Annotated in this window: 2 protein-coding genes; one reads left to right on the top strand and one right to left on the bottom strand. The window is 65.8% G+C overall.

The features are described 5' to 3' along the window. The first annotated feature begins 424 nt into the window (after positions 1-424). Positions 425-1,024, top strand: coding sequence for a leucine zipper domain-containing protein (locus AB0I53_RS44315; protein WP_358615770.1), 600 nt, complete (start codon positions 425-427; stop codon positions 1,022-1,024). On the opposite strand, the gene AB0I53_RS44310 is transcribed toward AB0I53_RS44315, so the two are convergent. Further along, positions 936-23,453 (bottom strand): hypothetical protein, encoded by a 22,518-nt coding sequence (locus AB0I53_RS44310; RefSeq protein WP_358615767.1) that lies wholly within the window; start codon positions 23,451-23,453, stop codon positions 936-938. The two genes, AB0I53_RS44315 and AB0I53_RS44310, sit on opposite strands and share 89 nt — an antisense overlap. Positions 23,454-24,345: the final 892 nt, after the last annotated feature.

Here is a 24,345-nt window from a genome sequence, read left to right as displayed (position 1 = left end):
CGCCGCAACCGAGCCGCATGCGACCGCCACACCACCGCCAACTCCCGCACCTTATCCTCATTAACAGGCGGCGGCTCATCCCCCGTAAGCCAATAAGACAGCTGGCGCTCAAACTCACTGAACATGATCGCCATAACCGCCCCTTTAGCTCACCTAACCACTAACCCAGTACTCGCGCCAACAACTACGACGCGGCCGAACCGGCATCACCATCCTGGCCTGCCACCCGGCACCGGCACCACTTCACGCCTCGCACAACGAAAACACGACCCCTTCAAGCAGCAAAGTTCACCGCACTACTCGAATTCAGGAAGATGTCACTTTCGAGCATGCGGTGGTCGTGAGTGCGTAACCGACCCCCAGGTCGGTATAAGACTGACGGAGATGGTTGACACCCGGGCCTGGTGATCATGGGGAGATCCGGGTGAGTGAACCCCAGTTGGACCGCGAGGTGCGTCGGCGCCTCGCGATCCTGCGCCACGTCGAGGAAGTCAGCGGGAACGTCGCGATGACGTGCCGGTACTACGGGATCAGCCGACCGGGCTACTACAAGTGGCTGCACCGCTACGAAACCGAAGGCGTCGACGGGCTACGCGACCGGTCGAAGCGACCGCGGACCAGCCCGAATACCACCCGTGCGGAAGTGGTGGACAAGATCATCCACCTGCGGCAGCACTACCACTTCGGGCCCAGCAAGATCGCCGTGTACCTGCAGCGGGTGCCCAGCTCTTCCCTGCAGCATCGCCGTGGCTACGCCGCAGACCTTCACCACGGCCTCCGAGCCGACCGACGCATCCGGCTTCGGAGACGACCCCTCGACCGCCGGGGAGTGCGAGCGCTGCAGACCGGTCCATATCCGCCAGATTTGACCGCCCTGGTCGAACGGCTATGTGGTGAACGTAGGAACCGCAGATACTCCAGGACGCGGTCCGTGGTTACCGCGTCCAGCGGTTCAGCACTTCCTGGCCTGCCAGTTCCCGCTCGGCGGTCAGACCGCTCACGATCTCGTCGACCACGGCGGTGAGCTCGTCGCCGTGATCGGTCCGATGCCCCACAATCCGCGACACAGCCTCGGACTCGGCTTTGGTGAGTTTCTCCGGCAACATCCCGCTCACCAACACCGAAAGCAACGGATCATCCACCGGCGGCAACCCGGACCCAGGCGCCTCGTTCAGCGCCGACAACACCCGCTCCCTGGTCCACGCACCCCCCACCCACAAATTTCTCGCCTCGGCCGATACCCGCACCGGCACCTGTTCCTGCGTCTGTGCCGGTGCCCCCGCAACCGCCTGCTCAGCCACCAGACCATCCAGGATCTCTTCGACCACCACCTCAGCAGCCTCCCCCCGGTTAGCCCGCAGCCACACCACCCGCGCCACCCCGTCAAAGACCTCCCCCGACTCGCCCGCCAAAGCCCGAGCGGCGTCGCGGCTCACCGAACTCAACTCGGCCCAGATCCGATCCGACACCTCACCAAGACCCGGCCGCTCCAGCTCCGACACACCCTGCACCGCCGACAACACCCGCTCCCTGGTCCACACACCCCCCACCCACGGCTCTCCCGCCACCTCCAGCTTCAGGTCCACCGCACCCGGACCCGGAACGAACATCATCCCCCGCTCGCGGTCAACCTCAACTTGCCCCGAACCCACCGATTCCCCACCACCCGACTCGGGCCGGGGTATCAAGACCGCGTTCAACGACTTCTGGATCCGATCCAGTCGGCGTGGCGAAATCTTGTCCCAAGGCTCCTCGAAAACGTCAGGCTTCAACCACTCACCCGGCTGGGCTTCAAGCGCACGCATCACCTCGAACTCATCCCGCTTCAACCACCCCCACCACCCAGGCGTGGTCATCAACAACCCCTCACCCCGCGGCGAATTCCCCCGCGGCCGCACCCTGGTCACCAGATCGCCGATCATGGACGGATCAACCAGCCGATCCCCTGGCGCACCGGTCGTCGTATACCACCACGAAACCTCACCACCACCACGCTTTTTTACGGAAGTGTGCGAAATGATGATCCCGGCACCATGCCGCCTCAACACGACGTTGACGTCCGAGACTGCTGTATCAATAACAAAATCTTTGACGTCGGAGTTCGGACCCCAGATACCGTTCCGAAGCTCAGCACGAGAGAACTCCCGCATCGGATTCGACGCGAAGAAATGCAGCATCTTCAAATCGCCTGCGTCTAATAATTTCCCCCAATCGACCGCGGTGAACCGGTGCCCCGTCCGCCCAGCGATATCGGCCACCGGCATAGCGGGCACATACCGATAAGCCATCTCGTCACCACGCTTTTCGGTGACAATCCAGGCGCTCGCATTGATCCCCCCGCCACCCAAACTCTTTTGGGCCACAGCATGCTGCACCAAGAATGTGGTTTGAGGAACGGGATTGCCCAGCTTTTCCGGCCACCCCACCTGGTGCAGAATGCGCATAGGTATGGGGCGACTCGGATTCGCCCGATAGAACGCCAGCAACCTCTCCGCCGGGGTCGCGAAAGACGCCGGGTCAATCTGCTTGAACGACGCCAACTGCACCGCGCTCCGCTCGGCACGCCGTTTACGCTTGACACCGCGCGCCTCCGCCGGCTCCGACAGCCCCCACTTCCTCCGCGCCACCTGCTGCGCGCGGTAGTTCTTTTCACCGAGTTCCGGACGACTCAACTCGGTCAGCGTCGCCGCACGCCCGGCCGGCCCCAGCCACAGGTTCCCGCCATCGCGCGCGACCAGCTCCCCCACCCCTGTCTCGGCGCCGACCGAGTTCAGCTCGTCCACTGCCCACTCCGACGACTCATCCACCAGCCGCGGGCGGTGCGCTTGCAGGTCCCTCAACAACTGCCCCGCACCGTCACTAAGCCGCACCCGCCACTTGTCACCCACCAGCAGCTCCCACCCATCCCACCGTTGATCGGTCCGCAACTGTGTGCGAGTGGCGTCCGGGATCTCGTCCATCGACAACAACCGATCCCCCGCGCCAGTCGACGCATATATCAACCCCTTACCCCACACCTTGTCCTTGACATCAAAGAGGTGGCCCGCATTATTCGCCAGCAACAACCCATTGATCTCGGCGACAGAGTTAGCGAAAGCTCCGGCTCCTGACTTTCGACCGTGCAGCTCATCGACCCTCGCCCCCGGAATGAAACTCCGAGGATTCTTGACGAACTCCGCCAACAACTTGACCTCAGCCAGGTTCAGCACAGCATCCCAGTTCAACCGGCCCTGTCGACCCCCCGCCAACTCCTCACTATCACCATCCGATACCACCGCATCCGATACCGCAGCATTCGGTTTCGCAGGAACGAACACGTACTTCCCAGACCTGGCCACGACCCAACCCGCCGCGTCAGGACCCGAACCAAGACTCTTCCGCACATAAGGGAGAAACACCTCAAACGATCTCTGGCTCGACGCCTTCGACTCAACACCAGCCGCCTCGACAGCTGGACGAGCCCGGTCCAACCACGTTTTCGACTCCAGCAGCACTCCCGGCGCAGCCCGGAACGCGGCTGTTAACGCATCCCCCCAAACCTCCGCGGGCCCCGTACGCTTCTGGCCCGCGTTACCGCCAGAGCCACCGGAATCCGCCGCACCCTCGAACTGCTGCGCAAGACTGTCGACCAGCTCGGCAGCGGAGACCTTGATCCCCTTTTCGACCGTGCCGTCTTCGAACATCGTTTCGACTACCAACGATGCCAGCTGCGACCCCTTGATCAGCTCCAGCGCCTCCGGCGTGCCCGCCAACGCATGACGGGCGAGCACCGAAATACCCGCCCACGTACTCTCCGCCATCCGCCGCGCCCGTTCGCTGCCGTCATAGGCATGCTTGACCGCCGTCGACGCCGCCGCCAGATCGTCGAGGATCTGCTGCTCCTCCTCCGACCGCGCCGGCCTCGGCTCGGCCGCCAACAGCACGATCTTCGCCCTGCGCAACGACTCCGCCGTGAACTCCAGCCCCCAGACACCCCCCGACGATCTCTGGTCGAAGGCCCACTTGACCACCTGGTCATGATTCCTGAGACCCAGAACCTCCGGCATGCCCGCGACCGCTGTGTCAACGCGACTCTGCGCCCACCCCAGCTCGCGTCTGATCTCGTCGTTCATGCCTTCGGCGAGGTACGGAACGATCTTCCACTGATCATTCGTGAGCTTTTCTTCGGGACCCGCGGGGCCGAGCTCGCGCACCCGCCGCATCAAGTCAGCCAGCAACGTCGCGACATCGTCCCGACTCAGTCGCTGGCCCTGGAACAAACCCCAATTCCTGAGCAGGTCAAGCGCCGCGGCCGTGCCAGCCGCCGCATGCACGGCGACCAACCTGACACTGTCCCACGTCGTCTTGTACTCGGCCCGGAATTTCTGCACCAATTGCCTCAGCCCCACCCGCTCCCTGATTTTCGTGACGTCCTTTGCCGCCTTGTCCAGGTCCTTGAGAAGCTGCTTGTCGGCGTCCGTCCGCGCCGGCCGCCGTGGTTCGGCCGCCCGCAGCCTCTCCGCCGCCTTACGCAGCACCGCAGGCGTGACAGCCTCGATCGACGAAGGTCCTTGGTCGGCAAGCCCAGCCGTCAACTCCTCGGCCAGCGGATCGGCAAGCCCGGCCGTCAACTCCTCGGCCAGCGGAACCGAACCGAAACCCCACGCTCCCACTGGCACCGACTCTTCACCCGAACCACTAACCTGCGCGCCAGAGTCGCCACCGTCGTTATCGTCGGCGAGGAAATCCACATCGGACAGCCGTGCCGAACCGGCCCCGGCGCGGAGACCAGACTGGATACTCCATCCCTCCCGCAAGGTGCCGGTGATGATGCTGAGATCGCGGGCGTATTGCACGAGCTCCCAGTTAAGGCGCTCCCTCCTAGCTCCCCCGGCCTGCTCGACCCATACCGCTTCATAGGTCACCAAACGGCTCAACGCCACAAAAACCCGATCATCGTGATTGTTTCCCTCATCACTCAGCCTGTTGACTTGGATGAGCAGATCTCGCGCACGCCGCGCTCCCACCACGGTCACCGGCGGCATCCCCGACGGATACGGAACACTGCCCGCCGCCTCCACGATGGCCTCCAGCGACGCCAACTCCCCCATCCGCCGACCCCGCGCCACCCGCACTTCCGCTAGCGACCTCAGACCATCCCGCACTACCGGCGAAGACAGATCGCCTTCAGAAACCGCTCCCAGCCCTGACACCGGCAACCGGGACACCGGTTCGATCGCGTCGACATCCACCAGCCGCCCCGTGCCCCTAGAGGGAATGGAGCCGGGTGTGGGATCGCCGACGCCGCGAGGGTTCGCCCGCTCCGGGCCTGCACCACCGTCAGAGAGGGCCGAGACGATCGAAGCCGCATCCGACTCCGGCCCGGTGTCGGCGAGCAGGGCCCGCCCGCCAAAATCACGCAGACCCTCCCGGCCGTCCCGGTTACTGGAATCGACCGAGCGGGTCTTCTCGTGCAGGTTCTCCGCCGCGGTTTTCTCCTCGAGGTTGTCCGGGGGCGAGCTCCCGATCGACCGGGCACCACCGTCCTGGCTCGTCCTCACACCAGGCCAAGCCTGACGACGACGCGCACCGTTCTCATCAGTCGAGACGGCACCACCGTCCACGACGGACTCCGCGGCAGGCATCGTGCCCTCGGACGGCTCCCCGTCTCCACGCAAAGCCTCGAGCCGCTTCTCTAACGCCGGCAGTTCCGTCTTTTCGAACTTCTCCTCATCGAAGTCGCTCTCGGTGTCATCGCTCTCCGCATCACCCGACACATGCGCATTGTCAGTGGATGTGCCAGGGCTCGGCTCGGCGTCCCGCGCAGAAGTCCTCGGGCCGTCGACCTGACCAGCCGGTACCTCGCCACCGCCGCCGTCCGAGGACTGGACACCATCACTGCTGACAGAGCCGCTACTGCTCAGCCGAGAGTCGACCTCATCATCCGACTCAACCCGACTGCGGTTCCCGAACGTCGCCGCATCCCAACCATCATCCGACGACTGGGCACCATCGTCGGTGACAGAGCCGCTACTGCTCAGCCACGAACCGACCTCGTCCTCGGGCTCCGGACTCCGGTTCCCGAACGTCCCCGCATCCGAACCACTACCGTCCGACAACCGGTCACCATCACGACTGACAGAGCCGATACCGGTCAGCCACGACTCGACCCGATCATCGGATTCAACCCGACTGCTGCTCCCGAGCCTCTCCACATCCCAAACATCATCAGCCGACGACTGGGCCCCATCACCGCTAACAGCGTCGAACTGATCATCGGAATCAACCCGACTGCTGCTCCCAAACGTCCCCGCACCCCAACCGTCATCACCCGACGACTGGGCACTATCACCGCTGACAGAGTCGATACTGGTCAGCGGCGAGTCGAACCCGTCATCGGGCCCAACCCGACTGCTGCTCCCGAGCAAAGAGTCGCTATCGCCCAGCGACGAGTCGAACCCGTCATCGGACCCGACCCGACTGCTGCTCCCCGTGGCGCGCATTGAGCTCTCGGATGGCTCCCCGTTTTCGCGCAAGCGTTCAAGCCGCTCCAGCGACTCATCCCGCATCTTCTCGAGCTCGGCCTCATCGAAGTCGCTCTCCGCGTCATCGATCGCCGCATCACCCACACGCGCATCGTCAGTGGGTGTGCCAGGGCCCGGCTCGGCGTCCAACGACCGGGCACCATCACCACTGCCAAAGGTGATATCGGCAAACCAGGCGGGGTCGACCCTCTGGTCGAACCCCTCCACGGACCCCTGACTCCGCAGCCCGAACGTCCCCGCAGCCGAACCACCACCGCTCTCGATGGCACCCACCACATCCCCGGTGGACTCCGACCGCGGAGCCTCCACGGTCTCCGACCCCGCACCGCCAGCGGACTGCGGCAGCATGTCCCCATCCGGGGCTGGCCCCGCACCCGCCCGCACGGCCATCACCATGACCGTCAAACGACGCAGTCGCTCCAAAAACGCCTGAGCATTCGCTATCTTCTCATCCGCTCCGACTCCATCCGTCAACAGCCGATGCGCGAGCGCATCTCGCCATGGCTCCTCCACTGGCTTGAGCTCGAGGTACCGGTCTACGTCGCCCTGCGCGCGGACCACAAGTTGTTCACCGAGTTGAACCTTCAACTGTACTAACCCGTTGTTCTCCGCCGCGAGAAGCTCTCGCAATTTCCCTATCGCATCATTTCGGACCTCCTCCCGCAACCCCTGAACAGCAGCGGCAACTTCCCCTATCCGATCACGGATTACTGCGACAGACTTCCCATCAATATTCAACCACTGTTCGATCTGGGCTTCATACTGGTTCCGCAGGTCAGCATTTGCTTCCACATCCGCCAAAATCTGCCGCAGAGATTCCACCTTAGCGCGCAAATCGGGTGTCAGCTGCTTCCTGACATTTTCAAGAATTTCCTTAGCCCAGCTCTGGTGTCTCTTGAACAGATCTGCAAAACCGCGGGTGCTGTAACTCTTGCGGCGCGCTTCCTCAAGTGCCTCAACTCGCAGCACCTCTATGACGGTATCCTCGTCCCGTTTGACGGTATCCTTGTCCCGTTTGACGGTATCCTTGTCCCGCAGGCCACTCAGCGCCTTGCCAATCGCCACGCGCCGATGAGAAATATGCTTGTTTTCAGTCGCGGTCAGCGTGGCGGAAATCCAGCCGTCGGCAGCACTCGGCTTCGCACCACCATCCGGGTCACCAGCCAGGTAACGGACCAGTTTCCACCGCAAATCCAGGACCTGCTGACTATCCCGCGAGTTCGTTTTCAACTCGTACGCCATCACATCCCAGAACGGCCGCGACGCCTTAAGGGGCCCCAAGACGTCGGCCGCGGTAGCGTACAAACGATCCACCACGTCTTGACCATTTTCCTGGGTAGCCAACTGCCGCAACGCCCTGCCAGCATCCGCGAACGTCCGCTTTGCCGAACTGACCCGATAAATAAGGCTCAGTCCAGGATCAACAACGTCCCCACGCATGGCGACGGTGACGCCCTCACTCATGGCGACGGTAACGGCCCCAGCCTCCGCCTGGTTCCCAGCACGAGCCTCCTGCCAACTCGCCTCTTCCGCCCTCATCTTCTCGAACGCGTCGCGATCCAAACCACTCGCCGCCATGCCAATGCCAGGGTCCCCGGCCAGATAAGCGGCCATTTCCACGCGCACCGCCTGGGCACCGTGCCAGTCATCCAGATGCTCGCTCAACCAGTGCGCCAGCATCGTCCGGAACCGCTCCGACACCTTCAACGGCCCCAAAATCCCGTCCGCATCAGCCAACAACCGGCCCACAGCCTCACGACCAGCGATCCCTGCCCACTCATCCAACTGCGCCACTGCCGTCAACCCACGAAGCCGTTCCCGCAACTCCCGAGCACCCTGGACATCTTCCGGATTATTCAACTTGTAATGAGCCACCACATTCAGGAGACGGTCATCGCCCCCAAAAACTACTCCCACCTCACCCGCCCGCATATCAGCAATAAAACCATCTACGCCTACCACCACCCCGCCTACAGAAACAGACCGCTTCTCATCCCGCATCCTCTGCAACCCATCCTCCGCCTTAGTGATCAACGCACTCAGCTCAGCCGCCGCATCAGCGGACTCACCAGCAAACGAAGCCCCACCCCCAGCAGAAAATTCCGCAGCCCGCCGCCCCGCGGCCCGCCTCTCCCTATACCTACGCATTTCCGCCGCTTTCTGTGCGCGCAACCGGTTACCCTCCTCCGCAGAAAATTCCGCAGCCCGCCGCCTGCTCTCCCTATACCTACGGTTGTCCGCCGCGTTCTGTGCGCGCAACTGGTTATCCTCCTCCGCAAGCCCGTCGAACTCGTCCTGCGCCGACTCGATACGCCTCTGCAGCGCTTCCCACTCCGTCCGCTTAGCCGCAGCCGAGGCCGGCAACTCATCCGGATTCGCCTGCAACACCGACGCCGGCACCCCCGCCAACTCAGCCTGGCTAGCCTTCAGCTCCTCCAGCAACGTCCGCAACTGATCCATCCGCCCACGCCGCACCGCCCTGTTCTCGGTCCGGCTTGGTCCTGGCCTGGCCGTCCGCCCGATCCTCCGGGCCTGCTGTGCTCCCCCCGCAGAGCGCGGCACAGCATCCGACGAAGATCCCGACACGCCACCGCCCGACGCACCACCGCCCGCTGTAGGCTCCTCCGGTCGCGGACCCGCGCCAGGCTCCGGACCTGCGCCCGCACTAATGTGCGCCAGCCGGCTCATTTGGCGCTGCAGCTGTACACGCAGTTGCACCCAAGCTGCTCGATCATTCGGGGAATTCAGGATCTTATGCGCCATCAGCTCCCGAGCCGGCTGGTACTCCCGAAGCGTCGGGCCCAAAATGCTGTCCGCGCGATCAAACGCCTCGGCCCGCGTGTCCGAGTCAGCCTCCGCCAACGAGGTGGTGTTCGCTTCCTCGTCCCCATGAGCATTGCGGATGGCGTTGCCGAACAACGTGTCCAGTGCTCGCTGCGCGGAATCCCTTGTGGCACCGTAGTCCTCCGGCGGTGCCTGCCGCATGAGCTCGTCGGGGTCGACGATCGACCTGGCAGCGAACCGCTCCATCACGGGCGTCATCACGTTGCGGTTCTCGCGGGCGATGTTCGCCAACCCGTCCAGCATCACGTTGTGGGCCGGCTGCGACTGCCGCAGTTCCCCGCGGCTCGCGTCGAGCGGCGGGAGCACGCGGCCCAACGCCCGGTGCCGCCAGTGCTGCGCCTCTTGCGCCGGCAACGTGCGCAATTCCCGCGCATGCCAGGCGACGGTCCGAGCTGTCGGCCCGCCTTCCATGAACCGATCGGCGCCGTGCGCGACGACGTCGGTCCACATCATGGCCGTCACCGCATCGGCCGCCTCCGGACCGCTCCGCAGGCCTGCGTCGGCAACCGCGTCGACCATCCCGTCGTGCAATGCCGACCACTGCTGGGCTGTGTCCGGGTACAGCACGCCCCGCTGCTCGACTCCCAGCATCTCCCGGGCCTGCTGCCGCCAACGCCGTGCGGCGTCGCCGTGCTCGTCCAGGGACTGCCGGGCCTGGTCGAACGTTGCCTTCCACCGGTCGGACAGCTGCTGCAACGCCGCCGCGTCCGGGGAATCGGTTTCGTAGTGCGGCGCTCCCGATTCGGTGTACTGGGGCGGTTCCGCGGCCTGCTCGTAGTCCGGGAGGCCACCGTGCCCCGGTTCCTGCCACTGCTGGAACCGCTGATCCAGCCAGTCTCCCCGCTGGTGCTGCAGGAGACCTTCGAAGCCGAGTTCCGCGGCGTTGCGGCCCTGCAACAGGGCCGTCCGCATCCCGCCCAGTCCCGATTCAATGCGTTCCCGTTCTGCGGGCTCGGCCGTCTCTGGCAGGTCGTGCAGCTCGGCGGCCAACGGTGCGAGGGCGAACGCCATCTCGTCGCGAAGTTCGTTTAACTGTTTCCCGGTGATGCCCACCGGCCACGTCTTGGCGCCGTCGACCCGACCTTTCGTGAGTCGCACATTCTGCGGCGCGAGCGGCCCGAGGCGCCGTTTGGCCTCGGCCAGGATGCTCGCGCGGTCTTCGTCGCTGCGGTTGTCCAGGGCGCGCTGCCCGGCTTCGACGTCGGTCGCCCAGGAACGCCGGAACTGCTCCACCCGCTCCTGGAGGTGCTCCGAAGCGGCGTTGTACCCGATGCTGTCCCAACGCCGGCTCGGTCCGTCTTGCCAGTCCGCGCCCCAGCCCTCGCCGTGGGCCGCGGGGACCGGGCCGTTGCGCGTCCAGGTTCGAATTGCCTCGGCCGCTTGCCGGAAACCGGTGGTGGCGCGCCACGCATGCTCTTCGACGCTGTAGCGCGACCTCCGCAGCAGGTCGTTTCGCACCCTGTGCAGCTGCTCGGTCACGTGTTGCTCCACCTGGGCCCGTTCCGCACTGCGGGGGCGCTGCCGCAAACTCGCCAGTTCCCGGTTCAGCATCGTTTCCCGCTCTCGCAGGTCGAGAAAGCCGAAGTCTTTCTCGATGTCGATGCGTGAGTGGTCTAGTTGCGCGGCCAGCACCGTGACCAGGTCCCGATGCAGCGCTTGCTGCGTCGCAGCGTCCGGTCCGACTCCTGGCACCACCTCCGGCGGCTCGCCCGCCAGGATGGTCGCCCTCTGCCGCAACGCCGTCAGCGCGGCGGCGCCGCCGGCCCGGGCGATCTGCACCAGCTTCTTCTTGGCCCCCGTGATCACATTGCCGCGACGCTCCTGGAAACGCCGCTGGAGTCCGGCGAGTTCGCCGTCCGCCCGGTTCAGCGCACCGAACTCCTGCGACATCCGCTCGGCCGTGGATTCGACGTCCTGCGGGAGCAGCGTCGAGGCCACCTCGTCCACCAGCGCCCGCAACGCGGGCCCAGGAATGTCCGCCGTCGACCACCCATCCGCCGAATCGGTCAGCAACCCCTCGGCACGCACACGCAAATCCTCGACCACACCCGAGCCGAACCGGTCCCCGATCCCCGCGAGCCGCGCCGCGGCCACGCCCGGCTCGATTCCGGTGGACTCCAGCAACTCCCCGGCCAGCGCATCGGCCAGCTCGGGATTCTCGGCCACCTGCGCAGGAACGTCCAGCTCGGTCGACAATGCCACCACAGAGCCGCCCAGCACCTCGGCCTGCTCCCGCGCCTGCGCCTCGACGCCGTCGAACTGCGACGCGACCGCCGCTTCCATCCGCTGCCACAGCTGGTGCTGTTCCCGCGGGGTGGGGCCCCGATCCGGCAGCGGGTCGGGCCGCTCGCCGAGCAGCGACCTCGCGTGCTCCGTGTTCCGGGCGATTTCGGCCGCCCGCCACTCCCGCACTGCCGACGATTCGACGTCCTGCGGGAGCAGCGTCGAGGCCACCTCGTCCACCAGCGCCCGCAACGCGGGCCCAGGAATGTCCGCCGTCGACCACCCATCCGCCGAATCGGTCAGCAACCCCTCGGCACGCACACGCAAATCCTCGACCACACCCGAGCCGAACCGGTCCCCGATCCCCGCGAGCCGCGCCGCGGCCACGCCCGGCTCGATTCCGGTGGACTCCAGCAACTCCCCGGCCAGCGGTCCAGCGAGTTCGGGTTCCTCGGCCACCTGCCGGGCCGCGTCCATCTCGGATGCCAGCGCGGACACCAGGCTGCCCAGCATCTCGGCGTGTTCCCGTGCCTGCGTCTCGACTTCGTCGGACCGCGATGCCAGTGCCGCTTCCACCTGCTGTCGGAGCTGCTGCTGATCGCGCGGCGAAAGATCCCGGCCGGCCAGCGGGTCGCGCTGCTCGCCAGGGTCGGTGAGTTCCTGCAGATGCCGGTCGCCCTGGCCGAGTTCCGCGCTCCACCGGTTCTCGAATTCGGTGCGCGCGCGGTCAAGTCCATCGCCCGCCTGAGCTGCCTCCCGACGCTCGTTGGCCTCCGCGAATGAGAGGTCAATGGAGACCCGCTCCACCCCGTCGTGGTTGAACCACGCCTGAAGGTTCTTGCGCAGCGAGGCGGTCTGGTTCCAAAAGACCCCGCTGGCCCGCTCGCGCGCGATCACGTCGCGCAACTGGGCGTACGCCTCGGCCCGCTCACGCGCCGCGGGCTGCCCCTGGTCGGTCTCCACCAGCGGCCCCAGGAGCAATTCGGCCTGTGTGCGGAACCGCTGCTGCAGGGACGGGGGCGTGCGGTGCCAGTTCGGTGGCTCGTTGCCAGCCAGCTGCTGCAGGCTCGCGCGCGCCTTCGCCGGCGTCATATCCGACCGGAAGCCATCGTCGGGGACCGAGTCGCTGTCGGAATCGTAGTGGGGGTCTTCGGCGTTGGTCTCCGCGCTTTCGGAGTCAGGCCGGCCTTCGCGCGACTCTTCCGCCGGGGCGTCCTGCTGGTGTTCGCCCGGCTCCGAAACGGTTTCCACGGCTTGCTCCGGCGGCGAGCCGAACCGGTCGCGGATCGAGCCGAAGTCGTCCCTCGCTCGGGCAGCGAGATCATCGGCGAAGTTCTGCAATGCGGCGCCGTCGGATTCCGGACGCCCGTCGGCCCGGGCCGCGGTGGTCAGCGCGTCCAGCTGGTGATAGGGACGCCCGACCGCGAGCGCCAGGTCGTCCAGCACCGCTCGCTCCGCCGGGGAGTGCTCGGGCTCCGGCGAGATGCCGAGTTGGTCGCGGCCCCGGTCGCGCCAGCGCTGCTCCAGGTCGGCGGCGACGCGGTCCAGGCCGTCGCGCGCCTCGGCGAGCGCCGCCGCGGAATCTTCCCGGAACCGGCCGAGTTTTCCGTCCCCTTCGGTGTCGAACGCGTTCTGGGCGAGCAGTTCCTGATAGGAGTTGCGAAGGTCGTTGGCCAGATTCGTGGCGTCGTCGTGGACCGGCCAGCCCAGCCGCGCACCGGGGTCGGACTGGGAAATCCGGTGTCCCACCCGGTCCACCAGTTCGGCGCGCAACTCCTCGGCACGCTGCCGCGCCGGCCCGGTGAGCGCCGATTCCCGCTCGGTGATGTCCGGGTCTCCGAGCCGCAGCGTCTGCGCCGCGGAGCGCCGCAAGCCCCGAATCGTCATCTGCAACGCGGCCGTGGCCCGGTCCACCTCGGCGCGCCACGGAGTCTCCGACCAGAACCGGTCGATCGGGTCGTCCGTGTGCTCGGATGCCCAGTAGTTCCCGGTGTCCGCGTGGGCGGCTGAGGTCGCGACGGGCCCTCTCGACGAACTCGATTCGCGATGCGCCACCTCCGGCGGATACTCGACCTTGCTCGCCGCGTCCAAGATGGCCTCGTGCGAGGCCAATTTCCCCATTCGCCCCTGCGCCTCACGCGGCGTTGTGGTTTCCGCCGAGACAGCATCACCGTCCACAGCAGACTCCGCAGCGGGGATCGTGCCCCCGGACGGCTCCCCGTCTCCACGCAAAGCCTCAAGCCGCTTCAGCAACGCCGGCCGTTCCGTTTCGAACTCCTCCTCATCGAAGTCGCTCTCGGCGTCATCGATCTCCGCATCACCGAACACATCCTCAGCGGACTCCGAGCGTATGTCCTCGACGGTCTCCGGCCCCGGATCGCCAGCGGACCGCATGTCCCCACCCGGCTCCGGCCCCGCGCCCGCACTCACAGCCATCGCCAGGCGACTCAGACGACGCAGTCGCCCCAGAAACGCCTGAGCATCCTCTACATCATTCCCATTCGTCAGCAGCCGATGCGCGACCGCTTTCCGTAATTGGTCATCTTGCGTTCCCCCGACGTACCGGCCTGCTTCAACCAACGCGCGGACCACAGGAACTCGACCGTGCAGAACTTCCAAGCGCTGTCTGTCTGCCGCCTCGAAAATCTCCTTCTTTTTCCGTATCGCGTCATTTCGGAGCCGCCCCCGCAACCCCTGAAGAGCATTGTCAGCTTCGGCTACCCGTCCGCGGATCGTTGTGAGATACGTCCCATCGTCGATTTTCAGCCACCCGGCGATATGGTCGTCATATTCTTTTCGCAGTTCAGCGCTTGCCTCCACGTCCGCCAAAATCTGCCGCAGGGAATCCCCCGCAGCTTTCAAATCGGAGATCATCTTATTCTTGACAAAAAGACGAATTTTCGCGTCCCATGTCGCCCCTCTTCTGAACTCATCCCCCAATTTCCCCGAGGCGTAATCCCCACGAAGCAATTCCTCGATCGCCTCGTTTCGCAGCATGTTTTCGACAGCAATTTTGCCCGGCAAACCACTAAGCGCCTCGCCAACCGCCACGCGCCGCAAATAAATCTGATTCCCAGTAGAAACATTGTCTCCAGGCTCCGAGGCCACCGTGGCGAAAAGTAACTCGTCGGCAGCCGTCGAGTCCGCACCGCCGCTCAGGTCACCAGCCAGGTAACGGACCAGTTTCCACCGCAACTCCTGCACCTGCTGATCAGCCCGCGGATTCTCCATCAACTGTTGCAGCTGCTGATCATCCCGCGTCATCAACGCGTGTGCCATCACATCCCGGAAGGGCTTCGACTCGTAAAGGGGCCCCAAGACCTTCTTCGCCGAAGCATACAAACGGTCCACGCGGTCGACGGCCAACTGCCGCAGCGCCTCACCGGCAACCGCGACCTCCTGTTTTAGCGAGCTCTGAGAATAAAACTCCTCGTGCGCTTTCGCCCTCTCGAATACGCCGGGAGCCAAACCACTCACCGCCACGCCGATGGCGATGTCAGCGTCGCGGCCCAGGTAATCGGCCAGTTCCACTCGCACCGCCTGAGCACCGCGCCAGTCACCCGGATGCTCACCCAACCAGTGCGCCAGCACATCCCGGAACCGCTCCGACACCTTCAGCGGCCCCAAAATCCCGTCCGCATCAGCCAACAACCGCGCCACATCAGGACCAGCGGTCTCACGCCACCCACGCAGCCGCGCCGCGGCCCGCTCGTGTCGCTCGTCCCAGTCCCGCAAAAACGTCAACTCATCTAGCTTCTGAAGCAACTCCGTGACGCTCTCTCCGTTCGGATCCACCAGTTGACTCAGAATGTGGTGTGCCACCACATTCCGAAGACCGTCATAGATTCCAAAATCGCCGATACGCGCCTGCACATCAGCGATCGCATCGTCTACACGCAGCCCCTGCTGGCGCATCCTCTCCAGCCCAGCGTTCGCGTTACTGACCCGCACACTCAGCTCGGCTGCCGCCGCAGACTCCCCTGACCGCCTAACTGTGTGATCGTCCAAAACGGACGACGCCATCATCCCCGCCGGAATCTCCTCTGACGACCGAACATTCCGCAAATACTCCTCGGCCTGCCGCACCTGCTCCAGCTTCGAGTCGAGGCTATGCAGCTCCTCCGGGGTCCAGCGTTCCCACTCTGCCACCTCCCGCAGAGCAGCGACCTGGGCACGCACATCCGGACGGAAATCCTCCGGCAACGCGGCCAAATGCTCCTCCGCACGCCCAACCAACCGCGCAAACTCAACAACCACATCCGGCCTAACAACCTCGGTACTTCCGCCTTCCCTGGCCTGTTCGCGCCCAATCTCGGCCAACTCCGCCTGCACCTTCTCGATACGCGTCGGCAGCCCCTCCCACTCATTCCGCAAACCGCCAAGATCCTCCGGCAACGCATCCCGATCCACCTGCAGAACCCATTTCCACGCCGTCAACGCCTTCAACTCCGCCTGCCGAGCCTGAAGCTGCTCCAGCGCCCCCCGCAACCGCACAACCCGCAAATCCCGCTCCTCCCGCAACTTCTGCACCCTCCGAGCAGCAAGCCGCGCCACCGACGCCTCCAACGCCTCAAGGCGCGCCTCGATCGGGCCTAGTCCTGGCCCGCCTGACTCCTCCGGTCCCGCTCCGGCCCGGATGCCCAGCCCACTGCCCCGCGTACCCAGCCTGTCCGCCAGCGCCCGGGAAAACTCCACAACCTTGTTCCATTGATCCCGGCCAAGCTCGTGGTACCTAGCCGCCACCAGCGCCACCACATCGTCCAACGACAAGGCAGCATCCCCACGAGCCAACGCGATGTCATGCGTACCGTGCACAATCCCCCGCGCCGCGTCGTCCTCCTCGCGGGACCAGCCCACCTGCCTCGCCCGGTCGATCTCCCCCTGCAAATCCAGTGCCAACGACTGCTCTCGCACCGGCGGTCTTCCCGACGCTGCCGAGCCCGCCGGAACAGCACGCGGATCCTGTTGCAGCACGCTCTGGAAAGCACCGGCAAGAGCATGTAGATCGAATGCCGCAGCCTGCGCAGAGCTCCCGGAGCCGCTGTCATCGGTGCGGTCCGCCGAAACCCTGGGCGCCTCGCTGAGCAACTCCGTCGACTCGACGGCCCGACTCACCGTCGTCAGTGGACTGTTTGCGTCCGGATCCCCCAGTGACACATCGCGCGCGAGGGATTCCAGGCCCGACCGCAGCGCTTCCAGCTGGTGCACATGGCGCCCGTCCTCCGGGGCCCAGCGCACGTTCGACGGTCCTCGATAGGGCGCGGCCTCCGCCACCGCCGCCCGCAATTCCGGATGGTAATCGCCCGGCAACTCCGCCAAGTGCGCGGCAATCCGGTCATACGCACTCCACAGCCCGGACAGCACCGAATTGAGCCGCTCCGACACCCAGCGCGATCCAACTTCCCGCAACATCTCGGGTCCCGACGGAACGGCAACGAGAACGTCCGCGAGGCTTTGAATGTCCTCATTGGACACCCATGCGCCAGCGGGCAGGCCAAGGAAATCACGAACAATACCGCGCAAGCTGCCCGGCATCACCCCCGTCTCTGCCAGGCCCGGAATGACTTCCGTCAACGCACGGGCCACCTGCCGGGCGTGCCGCACATGCGCCACGTCCAGATCCTCGGCAATGCGGACATCGGCAAGCACCGCCGCCAACGCGCCAAAACGAACGATCCGACGCCGATCAGCGGCGCTCAGCTCACCGTGCCCATCCACGCCGAGCGCGTCGCGGCCGAACCGTAGGACCAGCCGGTCGGCCAGCATCAACGCCTCACGCGCCTCCATAACCTCCTCGGCCAGCGCCGAAGCACGGGTGTGGAGTTGCTCCAGCCGATCCACCACCAGCGCATCCGCCGGCCGCCATGCGACCTGCGCACCGGCAAACCACGCCATCTGATCGGCCAGTTCCCGGAGATCCTGCCGGTACCAGCTCGGAAACGGCGCGAAATCCTCCATCATTCGCGCCACAACAGCCCGCAGCGCCGCCAACTCGCTCTCGCCACGATCCGCCACAGCGTCGAGCTCAGAATTCCAGGCCCGCTCCAGGCTCTCCCACGTCACCGCTCCCTCACGTGCCTGCGACACCATCAGGTCGGCCAGATGACGCACATCGTCATCAGTCACCGCACGCGGAGCGGCCCCCCCGAAGCGATCCGCCGGACGGAGACGCTCCGCCCACAACCGAACCACCGAACGCAGATACTCGGCCAGCCCCGCTTCGTCCAGATCGACGGGCATCGGACCGAGCCGGTCGTCCGCCCCCTGCATACGCAACATCTGGAAGTACGGCCAGAGCTGATCAAAGTCGTCCGCGGCCTGCCGCAGCTGATCCAGAGTCGGCAGGTCACCATGTCTGGCCACCGCCGACCGCGCAATGTCGGTCAACCGCTCCCAGTCCCGTTGCACAACGTCGCTCACGTGCAGCCGATTCCCTGGCTCATCCCGTGAAGCCACGCCAACGGCTTCGGCCACAGCGCGTCCGCCACCGTGCTCCTGCGCCAACGCCACCAGCGCGGCTTCGGCAGGATCGCTCGTATCGGCGCGCACCTCATGGATCATCCATTCGCCGGTGACCCGGAGATCACCTAACGCTTCCGCTCGAGAACGGTCGGTTGGCCGCCAAGGCGTTTCTCTCTGCTCCAGGACGTTATCCCACAAAGCATCGACGCGAGCCCGCAAGCCCTCCCGGTTCGCCATCAACCTGCGATTGGCCCTCAATCGGCTGACAATGGACTCCAGAGCACGCTCCGCCACAAGGCCGGGGATTTCCACCGGGGCCGTCTCGTCGCCCCAGACACGCCGCAAAGTTTCGAAGGTGACCGCACCCCAACGATCCTTCGCGGTTTGAACCAGCATCACCAGCTTCTGCACATCCGCATCGGTCACCGGACGTTCGTCGGCCGGGTTGAAATCCCGCACGATCTGCCGCAGATGGTCGACCGTCACGCGCTCGCCAACACCCGGATAGTGGCGTCGAACCGCGTCGAACGACCGACGAACGTTACGCAAGTACCAGGTGGCGGGCATATTTCCAGGCGTGACACTGCCAAACACGTCCAACGTCAGCTTGGCAATATCGACCAAACGCTGCTCATAATTGCGCACCCACCACGAACCAAGCCGCCCGAAACCGCGCTCCTGATGATGCACTCCGATCGCGTCGGCCAACTCAGCCCGACCGCCCGCGATACCCGCGTAATACTCCACCACGCCCCGCGCCTGTTCCGCACGGTCCACATCCGTCGAACTCGACGCGTCATCCACGCGACTTTCCTCGACATCCTCCGGACGATCGCTGCGCTCAGCCACCGCGTCAAAGCCCGCCGAGCCCATTCCGTCCGAATCGGACTCCCGCTCCTGCGAGATCTCCGCCGCGCCATCAGCCGGGGCCTGCGGCTGCTGCACCTCCGCGGTGGGCATTGGACCCCCGGGCGGCTCCTCGTCTTCGCGCAAGCGTTCAAGCCGCGCCCGCAGATCTCGCAGTTCCGCCTGACCGAAGAACTCTTCCATTACCGTCTCATCGACGACGCTCTCGGTGTCATCGATCGCCGGATCATCCGCCGCAGCCTCAGTGGTCTCCGACCCCGGAACGTCATTCCGCTCCGGGGAATCTGGGTTGTCGGACCGGCCGGTCGTTGTATCCACATCAGCCGACCGTGGCAGCCCGCCAGCCGGCTCCGGCCCAGCCCCGGCGTGGATCCTCAGCCCGGTACCCCGCGTACCCAGCCTGTCCGCCAGCGCCCGGGAATACGCCTCGACCTTGTCCCGCTGCCCCCGGCCGAGTTCGTGGTACTTGGCCGCGACCAGCGCCACCACTTCGTCCAACGACAAGTCGGCATCGCCAAGCAACTTCCGGTGGTCATGCGTACGCTGCACAATCCCCCGCGCCGCCAGCTCATCATCACCAGACCACTCCACCTGCCACGCCCGGTCGACCTCGAGGCGCGTTGTTTCCGCGGGATTGTTGTGTCCGGCCTCCCTCGGCTGCTGCAGCAGGTCTCGCGCGAGAGCCCGCAACAACACCTCAGCGGAATCCCGGGCGACTGTCCGCAGGTCCGGCATCACCGACAACACTTCCGGACTACCGTTCATAAGATGAGCGGCAATCGTCACAAGGGCGACGTGCCGCCCGCCCCTGCGCAACGCCGCAAGGAAAACCCTTTCCCGGTCGCGACCAGGAGCATCGATGAGGCCCTCATAAGTAGCGCGCACCCGCGCCCTCACGTCATCGAAGTTCCATGCCTCCTGCGATTGCACGCCCCGAGGTTGGCCCTCCCAGCGCCGTTGTTCGGCCTCCTCAAACCGACTCGCAGCAACCGACAACCCCTCAAGCGACCACACCACCGCCGACCGGCCCCCGGGCGCCGGAACCGCAAGTCGACCGGAAACCCCAGTCCCCGCCCCAGAACCACCACGCTCGGATCCGGAATAGGCATCGTCAGACGACCTGTCCCGCGCGCCGACGAAGAAGTCGCCTCTCGGCCCGGCATCCTGCGACTGCACCCGCGCCGCAGACCCACTCTTCAGCGCCCCCCACGCATCGTGCTCCGCCGCAGCCGCCCCCAGCGACGTCCAATGCATACCCCCCGAAACAGCCCCCAACAACGCCTTGGCGTCACCGGCGAAGGCACTAAGCTCTTCCGTTTGCAGCACCAGCTTCTGTGCCAACGAGCCAGGCACCAATGCCTCGGCGACGAACCTGTTGATCGCGCCCTGAACCACCGGGTCCCAGCCGAGCAAGACCTGACGGTCATTATCGATCAGCGCGTTATATGCGCTGGCCACCTTCTGCTTCACCTTGGCCAAATCCGACCGCCTCTGATCGGCCAAATCCGACCGCCGCGCGGCGAAAGCCGAACTCAAGGAGCGCGGCTCGTCCCGGTCCATAACTCTGACCACCGCCCGCAATCCCGCAGGCAGGAGATCCGGCTCCTGTTCATCCTCCTGCCCTTCGACGGATTCCGACTGCGAGGTCTGCGACGACCCGCCCGCACCCTCCCCCTGCGAGGGAGCAGGAACCAACTTGGCGACCAGGGTCAGCAAGATTCCGGCAACAGCCTTCAATCCCTTGTGTTCGACCTGGCTGGTCCAGTCGCCGGGTTCGCCCCACGACTCGGCAGCAAACTCCGGCGTCGTCGCCATCACCCGCAACGCCACCGGATCCATCGCCAGCACATGCGCGACGAACGTCTCCACAGCCTCCCGCTTGCCCGGCGCCAGCTGTTGTAAGAGAGCCCGTGTATATGCACTCACAAAGTTCTTCTCGAACGCCTCAAGCACCGCAAATTTGGCTTTGACCAGGAACTCTGCCGCATTTTCCCGCTTCGTTTCGTCGGGCGCTTCGCCCGTCGACGGCAGAGCCCAGCGCTTCACCCCAGCCGCATCACCAAGCTTCCGCGCCACCTCCTCCAACCCCGCGAACGTCAACGGCCCAACCGGCGTCCCGGCAGCATTCCCCGACCCCGCAGCCACGTGCGCAAGCACCGCCAGCCACCCCGCCAGCGGAATCCGGCTCACATCCCCGTGAAACAAGCCCGCCAACTCCGGTGTCCCCTTGACCGCCTCCACGGCCCGCGGCGTACCCACCTGGATATGCGTGAAAATCGTCTTAACTTCCCCCGCGGACACCCCGTCCGGGAACACCGGCAGCAGCCCCCTCCACTCGGCGGCCTGCCAAGGGCGACTCTTCCCCTTTACGCTGCTCAGCTTCCGGACGTGCTCCAGCCCCTTCGGCGACAGCGACGGCGATTTCAACCTCTCCTCAGTCTGCATAAGATCACGCACCAGGGACTGCACCCGGTCAGGCCTCAACTCCAACGGCCTCACCAGGTCACGCCGCTGCCCCTGGTGATCGACCGCGAGCATCGAATAGAAGAACCGTGTATCCCCGAGATCCGGTGCGAACTGCGTCCCCGACAGATGCCACGCCCGAACCAGCAACCCATTTCCGGCACTAGACCTCGGCCAGCCCACCACCAACATCTCAACGCCCGAAACACCCTCCACCAACGCCTGCGACACCGTCGCCTCCAACATCCCCCGCACATCCGCACCGTCCGGAAGGTCATCGATCAACGTCGGCAACACTCCACCGTTGAACCGCAGACCGTGGTGAGCCAGCGTCTCAACAAACGAATCCCGCGCCGCAGACCCGTTGCTCAAGCCCCCCCACGCCAAACCCCCCACCACAGCCGCCAACACCTCAACAGCAGTACCCCCCACCACACCGCGCAACTGCGGCGTCTGTTCCACCACCCGCAACGCAAACGGCAGCCGCGCCACCACAGAACCCACAAACCAATCGATCGCCACCTGCACCTCATCGGGCAGACCGGCCCAAACACCCTTCACCGCATCGGGCAGCCTCCTATGCGCCTCGGCCACCGCCCCCATCACCGACGCAACAGCCGCATGGCCCTCGCCAACAAACACTCCCTCAGCCGCATCCAACCGCGACACCACCTCGACCAACCCATCCCGCGACCACACCAATCCACCAAACCCCACACCAAAACCAGACCCCCCACCCTCAACACTCTGCTGGCCAGGGCCTCCGCCCCGAAGCCCGGGCCGGTTCTCCAGCCTGCGCGGCGACAGAGCCCACCCCGGGTCCACCGTCCCCAGGACAAACCCCAACTCCGTGGCGTACCTCTCCAGACGCTCACCCCGCCACCGCATCGTCACATGCTCATGAGCGACCAAGCGGGCAATGACCTCAGCGACATCACGATCACCGGTCAGGTTGGTCTCGCCCACCACCCCACGGACCAACTCCAACGCCACAGTGAACTCCGGATCACCCGACCCATAAATGTCGCTGAGCCCCGCCGAAACGGCATGGATCTCCGCCGGGGTGGTCAATGGCATACGGGGATACCCGCGCTTCGCCGACGGCACGTACGACGAGTCAACAAACTCCGGCCGCAATGCCCGGCGACCACGCAAGACCTCCAAAGCATCGGCGACCACAGTCGCCCGCCGCTCCCGCACTCGCTTCTCGATCACCTCGAACACCGCGTCATAACTTCCATCGGCCAGCAACCGATCGGTGACGCCGTGGCGCATCAGGATGTCCCGCGCCATCCTGCCCGGGACATTGCCTTCGGGGACCTCCGGCACCTGCGGCGTGGGCGCCGGTTCGATGGCATCCGGGTCCGCGCCGTCAGACCACAAGGCGTCGCCGGAACTGCCCATGCTGAGCATGGGATCGCCGAATTCGAGGGGAATCTCCCGTGCCCGGCCCGTGTCGTTGTGCTCGTCGGCGAGGGAGGTCGTGTCGGTCCGGTCGGACCCATCGGAGCCGGCCGAGACGACCGAAGCCGCATCGGACTCGGTGTCGGCGAGCAGGGGCCGCTCGTCGGAGTCACCCAGACCGTCCCGGTCATCGGGATCGTCCGGGCCCGCCGCGGTTTTCTCCTCAAGGACCTCCGCCGCGGTCTTCTCGCCGAGGTTCTCTGGCGCGGTCTTCTCACCGCGGGTCGCCGGCAGATCCTTCCCACCCCGACCAAACCAGTCCCGCGGGTTCCACGAACCCGGATCAGGCCGCACATCCAGCAGTTCGGCCACCAACAACGCGATCCTGGGCGCCCGGTCACCTTGCCGGGGCTGACGAAGCAGCAACTCATACAAGCCCAGCAACGTTTCCGGCCCGTACCTAGCCGTCAACGCCAACTGATCAACCCGGCCCTGCAGGATCGTGTTCAACCACACGAACGACGTGACCCCGGCATTGGCCAACCGCAGATCCTTCTTCGGCTTACCCGCATACGCCCGCAACTTCGCCGGCAACGCCTCCGGATCCCCCAACAACCCCGCATACGCCCGCAAATCCGGATCAGCAGCAACCAGCATCGCCAACATCTCATTCCGCGACCCCGGCTTCGAACCCGACCCGGACCCCACGCCCGGCACCGACCCGCGACCACCACCAATCTTCTCCACCCGCGACGACGACTCCACCACCCGCGACGAGTCAGCACCGTCACCGACACCCGCGGCCGCCGTCACCTCCCGGGCCCCACCAGAACGGGAACCATCACCGACCCGGCCCCGCATCCCCGGACCCACCGTCCCAGCCCTCAGCGACGGCACCCCCTCCGGCACACCGCGGCCCGACGACCCCGACCCAGCCGCCAACACACCAGGCCCACCAGACGTGCCCGACCCGCCAGCGGTCCCAGCCGACCCGGCCGACGCAGAACCCGAGGTGGCCGCCGCTGAAGTACCCCCGGTAGTACCGGTCGCAGCAGCCGCGGGGACACCCGAGGCAGCCGCCGCAGGAGTCTGCGAAGCCGGAGCCGTCGCCGGAGCGGTCACCGGCGCCTGGCCGGAACCCTGACCCGCCCCCGAACCAGAACCCGACCCGGTACCGGCGGCCGGGGCCTGGATCGGTGTCGAGGTGGCGCCGTCGCGATCACCATCAGAGCCGACCGCGACAGGGGCAACGACCGAAGCAGAAGGAATCCGCGCTGAAGTCGACTCGCCACCACCGGACTCACCGGCCGACTCCCGACCACCACCAGGCATGCTGGTCGACCCATCGACCCGCTCACCGCCAGGCACGCCGGTCGACTCGCGATTACCGCCAGACTCGCCGCCGCTCTCGCCGCTGGGCTCAACCCCGCGTTCGCCGCCGGGCACGCCGGTCGACCCACCGACCCGCTCGCCGCCAGGCTCACCGACCCGTTCGCCACCACCAGACTCACCGGTGAACCCGCGATGACCACCAAGCTCGTCACCGCGTTCGCCAACG

Origin of the sequence: Saccharopolyspora sp. NPDC050389 (assembly GCF_040655595.1) — a bacterium.
Classification (GTDB): Bacteria; Actinomycetota; Actinomycetes; order Mycobacteriales; family Pseudonocardiaceae; genus Saccharopolyspora.
Note: the sequence above shows the minus strand (reverse complement) of the source record. Positions and strands in the feature narration are given on the sequence as shown.

What these genes read in the sequence shown, in the direction of transcription:
- AB0I53_RS44310 (WP_358615767.1), bottom strand. Translation starts at nt 23,453, where the DNA reads ATGTTGGCGATGCTGGTTGCTGCTGATCCGGATTTGCGGGCGTATGCG.